Here is a 10,992-nt window from a genome sequence, read left to right on the forward strand (position 1 = left end):
TACACGATGAGCGCTCCCCTGTATGTAAAGGAGCCGCGCCCATGACCCGCCGCGACCTCATCTGGACGACCGCCGCCGTCCTCGTCGCCCTGTGGTGGTGGCAGCGCGAAAACAGCGGCAGCACCGCCCCCGCCGCCGAAGACCCGGTACGCCTCTCGCTGGAAAACAGCACCCTTTACCAATACGACGCCGACGGCCTGCAAGTGAGCGTCCTGCAAAGCCCGCGCGCCGAACACCTCAAAAGCGGCGAAGACCGCCTCTACCAGCCACAAATGCGCGCCCGCCTGCAAAACGGCGAACGCCAATTGCGCGCGGCGCTGGCCGAGCGCAACGACGCCAAAAACCTGATAACCCTCAGCGGCGGCGTCCACGGCGAACAAAAGAGCGGCACACACCACTACCAAATCGACACCGCGAGCCTGCACTACCACCCCGAAAGCCAAATCGCCGAAACCGCCGACCCGATAACCCTTGCCAGCGAAACCAGCCGCACCGACGCCATAGGCGCACGCTGGGACATGAACAGCAACCGCATCACCCTCGACCACGACATCAGGAGCACCTATGAAACCGCCCGCTAAAACCCTGCTCGCACTCGCCTTCCTCGCGACCATTGCCCACGCACAAGAAAAAGCGACCAACAACCCGCAGCAACTGCCCATCAACCTCAAGGCCGACAGCGGCGAATACGACGCCAACACCGGCATCGCCACCTACACCGGCCACGTCGTCGTGACGCAAGGCGAAATGAACCTGAAAGGCGACAAAATCGTCATCCGCCTGCAAGAGGGCAAAATCCACACCATCGAAAGCTGGGGCAACCCGACCACCTTCCACTACGTCCCCGCCAAAGAGCCGCCGATAGACGGCAGCGGCCAATACATGAAATACACCGTGCTGACCTCCACCGTCGAAATCGACAAAAACGCCCACGTCAAACAGGACAAAAACGAAACCCGCGCCGACCACCTCACCTACAACCTCAAACAAGAGCGCGTCAGCGGGCGCGGCGTCAACATGACCTTCCAGCCAAAAACCAAATAACCATGCTCATCGCCGAACACCTCGAAAAAAACTACCGCAACCGCCGCGTGGTCAAAGACGCCAGCTACCAAGTGGACGCCGCGCAAGTCGTCGGCCTGCTCGGCCCGAACGGCGCGGGCAAAACCACCAGCTTCTACATGACCATCGGCCTCGTCCGCCCCGACCGTGGCCGCATCCTGCTGGACGGTGCGGACATCACCGCGCTGCCCGTACACCGCCGCGCCCGCCTCGGCCTCTCCTACCTGCCACAAGAAGCCAGCGTCTTCCGCAAACTGAGCGTGCGCGACAACATCCTCGCCATCCTCGAACTCGCCACCGACCTCAACAAACCCGACCGCGAAGCGCGCGCACACGAACTCATGCAAGACCTCGGCATCGCCAGCCGCGCCGACACCCTCGGCCAAAGCCTCTCCGGCGGCGAACGGCGACGGTGCGAAATCGCGCGCACCCTTGCCTGCAACCCGCGCTACATCCTCTTGGACGAACCCTTCGCCGGGGTGGATCCCATCGCCGTTGGCGACATCAGAAACATCATCACCCACCTCACCGATCGCGGCATCGGCGTGCTCATTACCGACCACAACGTGCGCGAAACCCTGAAAAGCTGCGACCACGCCTACATCCTCTCCGACGGCGCCATCATTGCCGCAGGCGCGCCCGCCGAAATCGTCGCCAACGAAGAAGCGCGGCGGGTGTACCTCGGCGAAGACTTCACCCTCAACTAACCGGCATAAGGACCATGCAACAAAACCAGAGCCTAGACCTCAGCCTCAAACAAAGCCTCACCCTCACCCCGCAACTCCAGCAGGCGATCAAACTGCTCAACATGAACAGCCTCGACCTGCAAACCGAAATCAGCGCCATGCTGAGCCAAAACATCATGCTGGAGCGCAAAAACGACTACCAGCAAGAGCGCGGCAGCCCGGGCGAAAGCGAAAACGAAGACGGCGACTACGAACCCGAAACCGGCCTGCTCAACCACCTCTCCGGCGAACTCGAATACGACAGCACCTGGGAAGAACACTACGACTACGACTGGAAAGACCACCAGCCCTACCAGGAAGAAGACCCCAACCTCGAACTCTACCTCAGCGGCCGCCCCGACCTCGGCGCCTGGCTCGAAGAACAAATCAGCCAAATGCCGCACCTGAGCGAAGCCCAGCGCCAGGCGGCACTCACCATCGCCTTTGAACTCGACGACGACGGCTACTTCCGGGCCGACATCGCCCAACTCGCGCACACCCACCAACTGCCGCCCGAACAACTCCAGCGCGGCCTGCGCATCGTGCAACAATGCCAGCCGACCGGCATCGGCGCGCGCGACCTCGAAGAATGCCTCAACCTGCAAATCGCGGCATTACCGAAAGACACCCCGTGGCTGGCCGAACTCCAACAAATCATGCGGCGTTACTTCGGCTTCATCAGCAAAAACCCGGCGATGATCCGCCAGCGCCTCGAAATGAGCGCCGAGACCTACGACCACGCCATCGCGCTGCTGCGCAGCCTCGACCCGCGCCCCGGCCAAAGCTACAGCGAAGCAGCCCCGCAATACATCGAACCCGAAATCATCGTCCGCGAAAAAAACGGCATCAGCTACATCGAAACCAGCGACAACATCCGCCCCGAACTCACCCTGAACCAGGACTACCTCAAAATCGCCGAAGCCGCCAAAGGCGCGGACAAAACCCTGCTGCAAGCCCAACTGCAAGAAGCGCGCTGGTTCCTCACCGCCATCGACAAACGCGCCGACACCATCCGCCGCGTCGCCCACCTCATCGTCGCTCTGCAACAAGACTTCTTCCAGGAAGGCGAAGCGGCGATGCGGCCCCTGTCCAGACAAAAAGTCGCGGAAATGCTGGACATCCACGAAAGCACCGTCAGCCGCGCGGTGAACGGCAAATACCTGATGTGCAAACGCGGCATCTACGAGCTGCGCTACTTCTTCTCGGCACAACTGGAAAACAGCGATGGCGACGACCAGTCCATCGTCGCCATCAAGGCACTGATTGCCGACATCATCGCCAAAGAAAACCCGGCCAAACCGCTCTCCGACCAAAAAATCACCGACATCCTCACCGAACAGGGACACAAAATCGCGCGCCGCACCGTCACCAAATACCGCGAAAGCCAGGACATCCCGACCACCGTATTGCGGCGCAAACGCTGAGCGTCCGTTGTATAGCAATCCTCACAAATCCTTGTACGGCGCGGGTTTCCCTAAAAAATAGCTTCGCCATTTTTTTTAGGGTGCCCGGTCAGGCGACGCAACACCGTATGAGGCTTTCGGGGGATGGCTATAAACCGGCTCGTAGTGGTGGGTGTCGGTGGTTCGATGGCGGCGGTTATTCCTGGCAATACGGGCAATAGACGGTGCTGCGGCCGTTAATCACCATGTTTTGCAGCGGGCGCTGACAGCGCGGGCAGGGTTCGCCGCTTTTGCCGTAGGCGGCAAGTGTCTGCGCGAAGTAGCCGTGGGTGCCGTCGGGGTGGGTGAAATCGCGCAGGGTGGTGCCGCCCTGTTCTATGGCGGCGCGCAGCACGCTTTTGATGGCATCCGCGAGGCGGCTGCAGTCGGCGCGGCTGAGGCTGTCGGCGGCACGGGCGGGGTGTATGCCGCTCGCAAACAGTGCTTCGGTGGCGTAGATGTTGCCGACGCCGACCAGGTAGCGCTGGTTCATGATGTGGGTTTTGATGGCGGCGGTTTTGCCGCGGGTTTGTGCGTGGAGGCGGTCGCCGTTGAAGGTGTCGTCCAGCGGTTCGTCGCCCAGTGTGGTGAGACTCGCCGGTGGCCGGGCGGGGTCAATCAGGGCGATGTGGCCGAAGCGGCGCGGGTCGTGCAGGCGCAGTTCGTGACCGTCATCAAGGGCGATGGTGACGTGGTCGTGTTTTTTGCGCGGGCTGTCGGCGGGGACGACGCGCAGCGCGCCGCTCATGCCAAGGTGGATATGCAGCGCGAGTTCGGGCTGGTCGGCGTGCAGGACGAGGTGTTTGCCGCGCCGCTCGACGCGGGTGATGGTGTGGCCGCGGAGGCGGTTGAGTGCGGAGACATCGAGCGGTTGTCGCAGTTTGGCGACTTGGGCGGTGATGGCACGGATGCGGCGGCCTTCGAGGTGCGGCGTGATGCCGCGGCGGGTGGTTTCGACTTCGGGCAGTTCGGGCATGGTAGGGGTGTCTGGCGGGTTTTGCGTGGCCTTAAAAAAGGTGCGCCAGGGCGCACCTTGTGGTTTTCAGAGCCTGCTCAATATCTTGGTGCGAGGCGGATGCGTGCAGGTTGGAACGGGATGCAGGGTGCAAGACGCAGGTAATGTGGGCTACTTTGTCAAGTCTTGTAATCCCGCAGCCCGCCCAATCCTGCGCGCATGACGCCTGTAGCGGATGTTGGGCAGGTTCTTATTGTCCCGTGCTGATTTTCAGGTTGTATTTGGCGGTTTCGTTGCGCTTGGCGGCGGCGTCAAGTAGGTAAACGCGCACGCGGTATTCGCCGCTGTGTTTGGCGACGCCGGTGTACTGGTTGCCGCTCACGGTGCCGTTATGCACGGCTTCTTCGCCTTTCGGCGGCAGCAGGTTGAAGTGGGTGTTTTTGTTGGCGCTGCTGAGCAGGACGTTGACCGCCTGACCCTGTTTGATGTTCACCGGGTATTCGCGGGTTTCGCTGCCGCTGATATGGCCGTCAATGTTGCGGTTGTCCGCGGGCGGCGGGACTACGGTAGCGGCTTTGGCCGCAGCCTTGCCGGTGGTAATGGTGAGGTTGTATGGCGCCGTTTCGCCGCGTTTGGCCGCCGATTGCAGCATATAGACCTGAACGCGGTATTTGCCGCCCTGTTTGGTGGTGCCTTTGTATTCGGCGCCGTCGAGTGCGCTGTTGTGCAGTACTTCGTCGCCTTCGGGCGGCATCAGCAGGTAGTGGGTGCTGGTGTGCGGCGTGGTGAGTTTGACGGTAAGGCTTTGTCCCGGCTGGAGATTAAGCGGATAGTCGGCGGTTTGTTCGCCGCTGATGCGGCCTTCGATGTGCTGCACGTCGTCGGTGTTGTTTTGTGCGGCGGCCGCAGCGGGTTTTTTGGCGACGGCTTTTTTGCGCACGGTTTTTTTCGCACCTTTGGCACGGCTGATGGTGGCCTTGCCGCTGCTGATGGTGGCTTGCGCGAGGGCGGGTTCAGTTAGGGTGAAGGCCGCGAGGCAGGCGAGGGCAATGAGGGTTTTGTTCATTGGGATGCTCCTTGTTTATTGACTGGGGACGGGAGTGATTGTAACGGGGTTGCGCGGCGGCGGGCTGTCAATTTGGTCAGGCGCCGTCAGCTGCGCTGTCGCAATCTGCCAGAATTGCGGGTCGGCGAGGAGGTTGCCGTGTGCGGCGTCGGTCTCAAAGGCGGCATCGCCGGGTTTGAGTTGTGTGGCGAGGCGGCGGCTGTGTGCGGGCGGGATGAGGGTGTCGCGGCTGCCGTGAATCAGGGTGATTTGGCTGTGGGCGTCGGCGAGGTATGCGGCGGTGGGGAGGTGGTATTTGAGCAGGAAGTGCGGCACGAAGGGGACCTTTTCCTGCTGGAGCTGGTCGAGGCGTTCGTAGGGGGCGGCGAGCAGCAGGGTGTCGGCGCGGTATTTTTGCGCGGCGCGCGCCGCCAGTCCGCTGCCGAGCGAGTAGCCGACGACGGCAAAGCGACCATCGCCCTGTTGTTGGACGTATGCCGCCATGCGGTCGGCATCGGCGTTGAGCTGCGCTTCACTTTCGATGCGCCCGTCGCTTTTGCCGTAGCCGCGGTAGTCGAAGGCGTAGCTGTCGTAACCAAGCGCGGCGAAGCGGGCGGCGACCCCGCCCCAGTCGTCCAGCGAGCCGGTGTTGCCGTGGTAAAAGAGGAGGCGACCTTTGACGGGCGGTGTGGCGGGGAAATAGAGGCCGTGCAGGGTGGCACCGTCGGCGGGCAGGCGGATTTCGGCAAACGGCGCGGCGAAGTGGAAGCTGTGATTTGGCGCAAGCGGGGCAGGGTGGAACAGCAGCCGCTCTTGCAGGCAATAGAGCGCGGTCAGCGTCAGCAGGTAGAGGGCGACGGCGCAGGCGGTGAGGCGGGCGAGGATTTTTTTGGCGGTCATTTGGGGGGCTGGCTGGAAGACTGTTTGTTTGACACTTGGCGATGATACGCCGATTCAAATTCGGCGACCTAACCCGCGCCGCGTGCCGTCCGCGGTACATCCACCACCAGACGGTCATGCGCGAGTTCGGTCGCGGGGAAAATCTTGCGGGCGCGGGCGAGCAACGCTGCCGTTTCCGCCGCATCGTAGCGGGCGCTGATGTGGGTCAGGTAGAGCCGTTTCGCCCCGGCATCGCGCGCAAGGCGGGCGGCTTCGTCGGCGGTGCTGTGTCCGTGGCGTGCGGCGAGCGCTTCCTCGCCCCCGGCAAACGTCGCCTCATGCACGATGAGGTCGGCATCGCGGCAAAAATCGGCGTGCGCGTCGTCGTGGCGGGTGTCGCCAAAAATCACCACACGGCGTTCGGCGCGAGCGGGCGCGCAGTAATCGGCGCCGTGCAGCACGCGACCATCGCCGAGGGTGATGGTCTCGCCGTTTTTCAGCCGCGCATACAGCGGCCCGGTGGGGACGCCCTCGGCGCGCAGGCGGGCGACATCAAGCGCGCCGGGCTGCACCGCCTCGCGAATCACATAGGCGAAACTCGCCACGCCGTGGATGAGCGGACGTGCGCTGACGCCGTAAAGCTCGTCTTCATGCACCGTGCCGGCTTCGGCAAACTCATGAATGTGCAACGGATAGGGCAGGAAACTGGCGGAAACCGCCAGCGCCGTTTCCAGAAAACGGCGGATGCCTGCCGGGCCGTAGAGATCAATCGGCGTGTCATTGCCCATCATCCCCCGGCTGGAAAGCAGGCCGGGCAGGCCAAAAATATGATCGCCGTGCAGGTGGGTGATAAAAATGCGGCGAATACGGCCGGGGCGAACGGTGGTATGCAAAATAGTGTGCTGCGTCGCCTCGCCGCAATCAAAAAGCCAGGTTTGCGCTGCCGGGCTGTCGAGATTAAGCGCCAGCGCGGAAACATTGCGTGATTTGCTGGGCATTCCGGCGCCCGTACCGAGGAATTGGAGTTGCATGAATGATTCCCTGCAAAATAGAAAACGCCATTGTAACCCGGTGATGATTTTCTTAAAAACCGATACGCCGTTTTTGCAGATGCGGTGCCTTTAATTGACATTCCTCCATTAACGTCTGCAACCATTCCGCTGCATTCACAAATGGCGCAAAACGGTGGCGGCGGGCAATGGCGGCGAAATCGCCGGGCGCAAGCGAAGTTAATTGTTGCAAACGCGTCTGTTGTGCCGCATCCAGGGGCGGCAAATGCAATAGCGATAAATGCTCAGCGGCGAGTGCGGCGGCTTGCCCAGCGGTGAGCCAGTCAAATTTCAGCTTCAAATCAAAACGGCGCAGAACGGCGGGATCGAGCTCATCCATCAAATTGGTGGTAATTACCAGCAGGCCGTCGAATTGCTCTATTTGCGTCAGCATTTCATTGACCATACTGCGCTCCCAACTGCGTTCCGCCCCTTGCCGGGCAAAGAGAAAAGAATCCGCCTCATCAATAATCAGTGCCTCGCCAAGCGTATCGGCGCGGCGAAAAGCGGCGGCAATATTTTCCTCCGTACCGCCCACATATTTGTCCAACAAATCCGAACCCTTGCACAGCGACACCGGTAATCCCGCCTGCTCGGCAATCCATTGCGCCCAGGCAGATTTACCCGTCCCCGGCGCGCCATAACAACAAATACGCCCCTGCGGACGGGCAATCAATCCTGCGCTGATAGCCGCCAAATCGCTGTCGCAATTTACCCATTGCAAAGAATAGGCCGCCTTTGCCGCAGGCAATTTGCCAATCGTTTTATGCCGCTGCGCCTGCAAGGTTTGGTTGAAAATATGCAGCGCCTGCCCGCCAAAATCCGAATTGTCACCGCAAACAATACTGGCAACTTTCAGCCCGCGTTCAATCACGGCGGGCAATAATTGCGGCTGCCGCGAAAAATGCTGAACATAATCCGCCGACAGTCGCCCCGCACTTGCCGTTTCCAGCAAACGCGCTTTCTTTTCCCGCGGTAAATCCGGCATTTCAATCACCAAATCAAAACGGCGAATCGCCGCCCGATCCATGCAGGAAACATCATTGCTGATCCAGATGGTAGGGACGGGGTTGTTACTCAGAAAATCATTGATCCAGGCTTTGTGCGAACCGGCGACAGAACGCTGAAATGCGCTACTAGAAAAAACGTCTTCAACCTCATCAAAAATCAGCAAAGAACGCTGCGCTGCCAATAATGTTTGCGCAACACGAAATTTCACCAGTCGTGCTTTGCCATCAATGCAGTCGCCATCTTCATCCTGGCTAAGTATGGCGTAGGGATGAACGGCGGCTTTTTCGGCAAGCAATGCGGCAAATTCGCTTTTGCCTGTACCAGGTTTGCCGTAAAGCAGAATATTGGCGCCGGGTTGCCCGCTATCGCGCATATGCTGCAAATAACGCAGGGCACTGTCACGCAGGAAGGTGATGTGTGAGAAATCATCCCATTGCAGCGAGGGCGGCGCACTTGCAGTAGCGCAAGTGCTTAGCCAGCTTTGCTCGGTTAACGGATCGTGCATGAATTGCTCAAATTCCAGCGCATCGCCCCATTTGAGGTAATCTTCTACCTTATGGCAATAACCACCTCTTTCAATAAACTCGTATAGATATAATTTTGAATTGTTTTTCAAAGCGCAAAAAACATTATTTGGTGAAAGATCAAGAAAATCAGCAATAAAATGATTGCAACGATTAAAATCACGCATATTATATCTATCAAATATCTCACGCAATGCTTTTTCGCCACGTAAATAGACTGCCAAGCGAAATAAGGCAATTTCAGTTTCATTAAAACTGAGACGTGCAGTAATAAAGTCAATATTTTTTCGGCCTGGACAAAAAAAGAGGTTTCATCATCTTCTTTATGCCGGATTTCTTGCCAGCGCGCTTCCAGCAGGGTACGAACGATTTGCTGCATATCGGGTTCATCCCGCAGTTTTTCAGGTAGTCCCAGCGGTAGGGCGACATCTTCATCCCAGGAATGTTGCCCAAAGTTTTTTCTTAGGCCGTCGTGTTGCAGAATGATGCGGATAATCAGCTTTTCCGCGTACAGGCTCAGGGAAGAAGGCTCAAGACGCCAGTTGGTCGCGGCTGTCGTTGTGGTATCAGTTTGCATAATGTTCTCCTTGAAAGGGTGATGAACGGTAAGGGTTCGGGACGCATTATGCAGGGGGTAACGTCAGTTCGTGTCGCATGAAAAAGCCGCCTGATGAAAGGCGGCTGTCGGGGTTTAGTTTAAAAGGTTGGGTATCTCTTTCAAGGGCTGTTTGCCATATGAGAATTCCTTACCCGTAGCAGGAGCAGGGTGAACTCACGATGTACACGGTGTCCTTGCAGACTCACATTTACATACACATGGAGCGCTCAGGTGTATGTAAATGGTATGGTGCGTTGCTACCTACGGTTTGGGTTGTAAGCAGCGCCTTGCTGCGGCTTATTTAGGTGCGCTTTCGGCGTTTTGCAGAAATTTATATAACGCATCTACCTCGGCGATAATTTTTTCTGCCATTTTGCCGCTCTTTATCATTTCCCAAGGTTTGGCATCATTCTGCCATGTACATGGTTTTGAGCCGTTGTCACCAGTCAGATGAGAAAACCAATACCACATTGGCCAATGGCCATTATCTTTGAAACGAATATTTTGATGCAGGCTATTCTTTTCCTGATTCTTGAATAAATTTTCAATTTTATCAAATATTTGCTTATGATCTGATGCTTTTAAATCCTTGGGGGAGAAAATGCCCAAAACTGGATTATTAAACCCAGTGCTACCGAACTCAAAACGAATGCTATATTCTTTCCCAGGTATAGAAAAATTGATTCCTTCCCATCTGGCACCAGTAAAATCATCAGCAGTTATAGTATATTCCTCTTTTGTATACTTTTCTAAGTCTTCAACTAATTTTATCATAAGTAGTTTCATCATCTCTGTTATATTGGCAGATATTTTTATGGCCGCTGTTATGGTTTCCTCATTTTTTACCATATTTTGCAGTAAGAGTTGTTGTTCGCTCATATTATTTACTCCGGTAAATTGTTTGTAGATAAATTGCACCAGTTGCTTGCTAAATTCCAGCACACTGGCATTTTGAATATCTGCCATACAGGCCTTTAACCATTTTGTTAAATTCGTGTAAGTCAAAAAGGTAATTCTCTGACTTTTTTTCAGTGCTTTGAGTTCTTCTTCGCTGATGCTGTATGTGCTTGGCATGCCGCGCTCATTCAGATAAACTAAATGAAAATGGGGATGCCGTTCTTTGAGTTCTTTGACGTAATCAGAGATTTGGGCTTCCTGGTCATGTGCATACGGCTTATTCTCAATGCAGATGCCAAATTGTGGTGCCTGCGACAGGTAAATATCCATACGCCGCCAGGCATTTGTTGCAGAAGTCCGTTCTTCCAAAAAAATCCTGGTATTGGGCAGGTCTTTCATAAAATCCAGCCAAGCCGCATTGTGCGCAATATCCGGCAAACAGGTTTCTATAAACCGCCGCAGGAATAGCGTGCCTTGCGCATGTCGCCCTTTGGGGTTAAGCAAATCTCCTAAGATTCTACTCAATCCCAATTCCGAGGTATCGATATAGTCAAAAACGCTGAAATCGGGAGCGAGTTGCGGGCTGTAGTGCGCTCTGGCTTTTGCAAGAGCTTCAAGTTCAATGGCGACTTTATGCAGCAGCTCATTTTCTGGGGGTGTTGTCATTACGTTCTCCTAAACGTTGTGGGGTTGGCAGGCGCGATTATGCAACCGCTATGCGTCAGCCGGTGTCGCTGCGTTTACAGTGGGAGGTGGTGTCCTAAAATGTATGCTGCCTCAAACAAATCCGTAGTTGATATAGAAA

The 10,992-nt window shown here is 57.0% G+C and carries 11 protein-coding genes; 4 read left to right on the forward strand and 7 right to left on the reverse strand.

What is annotated here, in order from left to right:
• Positions 1 to 41: 41 nt before the first annotated feature.
• The 4 genes from lptC to rpoN are packed head-to-tail and all read left to right on the forward strand — an operon-like array spanning position 42 to position 3,211.
• A complete protein-coding gene (lptC, locus tag ACO54Z_RS11260; RefSeq protein ID WP_485997094.1) occupies positions 42 to 581 on the forward strand; it encodes an LPS export ABC transporter periplasmic protein LptC in 540 nt (179 codons plus the stop codon).
• Positions 565 to 1,044 (forward strand): lipopolysaccharide transport periplasmic protein LptA, encoded by a 480-nt coding sequence (gene lptA, locus ACO54Z_RS11265; protein WP_485997095.1) that lies wholly within the window; start codon positions 565 to 567, stop codon positions 1,042 to 1,044. Before lptC ends, lptA begins: the two co-directional genes overlap by 17 nt.
• 2 nt (positions 1,045 to 1,046) lie before the next feature.
• A complete protein-coding gene (gene lptB, locus ACO54Z_RS11270; protein ID WP_485997096.1) occupies positions 1,047 to 1,769 on the forward strand; it encodes an LPS export ABC transporter ATP-binding protein in 723 nt (240 codons plus the stop codon).
• Positions 1,770 to 1,783: 14 nt separating this feature from the next.
• A complete protein-coding gene (rpoN, locus tag ACO54Z_RS11275; RefSeq protein WP_485997097.1) occupies positions 1,784 to 3,211 on the forward strand; it encodes an RNA polymerase factor sigma-54 in 1,428 nt (475 codons plus the stop codon).
• A 175-nt stretch (positions 3,212 to 3,386) separates the two neighbouring features.
• On the opposite strand, the gene mutM is transcribed toward rpoN, so the two are convergent.
• The 7 genes from mutM to ACO54Z_RS11310 form a co-directional block, all read right to left on the reverse strand.
• Positions 3,387 to 4,205 (reverse strand): bifunctional DNA-formamidopyrimidine glycosylase/DNA-(apurinic or apyrimidinic site) lyase, encoded by an 819-nt coding sequence (gene mutM / locus ACO54Z_RS11280; RefSeq protein ID WP_485997098.1) that lies wholly within the window; start codon positions 4,203 to 4,205, stop codon positions 3,387 to 3,389.
• Between the two features lie 229 nt (positions 4,206 to 4,434).
• Complete coding sequence (locus ACO54Z_RS11285) at positions 4,435 to 5,250, reverse strand: hypothetical protein (RefSeq protein WP_485997099.1); 816 nt, start codon at positions 5,248 to 5,250, stop codon at positions 4,435 to 4,437.
• 15 nt (positions 5,251 to 5,265) lie between these two features.
• The gene (locus ACO54Z_RS11290) at positions 5,266 to 6,129 is read right to left on the reverse strand and encodes an alpha/beta hydrolase (RefSeq protein WP_485997100.1); all 864 of its coding nucleotides are present in this window, start codon (positions 6,127 to 6,129) and stop codon (positions 5,266 to 5,268) included.
• A 68-nt stretch (positions 6,130 to 6,197) separates the two neighbouring features.
• Positions 6,198 to 7,139 carry a ribonuclease Z gene (gene rnz, locus ACO54Z_RS11295; RefSeq protein WP_485997101.1) on the reverse strand — a complete coding sequence of 314 codons (942 nt, stop codon included), beginning with the start codon at positions 7,137 to 7,139 and terminating at the stop codon, positions 6,198 to 6,200.
• Positions 7,140 to 7,191: 52 nt separating this feature from the next.
• A complete protein-coding gene (locus ACO54Z_RS11300; protein ID WP_485997102.1) occupies positions 7,192 to 8,859 on the reverse strand; it encodes an AAA family ATPase in 1,668 nt (555 codons plus the stop codon).
• Positions 8,781 to 9,269, reverse strand: coding sequence for a hypothetical protein (locus ACO54Z_RS11305; RefSeq protein WP_485997103.1), 489 nt, complete (start codon positions 9,267 to 9,269; stop codon positions 8,781 to 8,783). Before ACO54Z_RS11305 ends, ACO54Z_RS11300 begins: the two co-directional genes overlap by 79 nt.
• A gap of 318 nt (positions 9,270 to 9,587) precedes the next feature.
• Complete coding sequence (locus ACO54Z_RS11310) at positions 9,588 to 10,853, reverse strand: PDDEXK-like family protein (protein ID WP_485997104.1); 1,266 nt, start codon at positions 10,851 to 10,853, stop codon at positions 9,588 to 9,590.
• Positions 10,854 to 10,992: the final 139 nt, after the last annotated feature.

Source organism: Cardiobacterium sp., assembly GCF_057314735.1.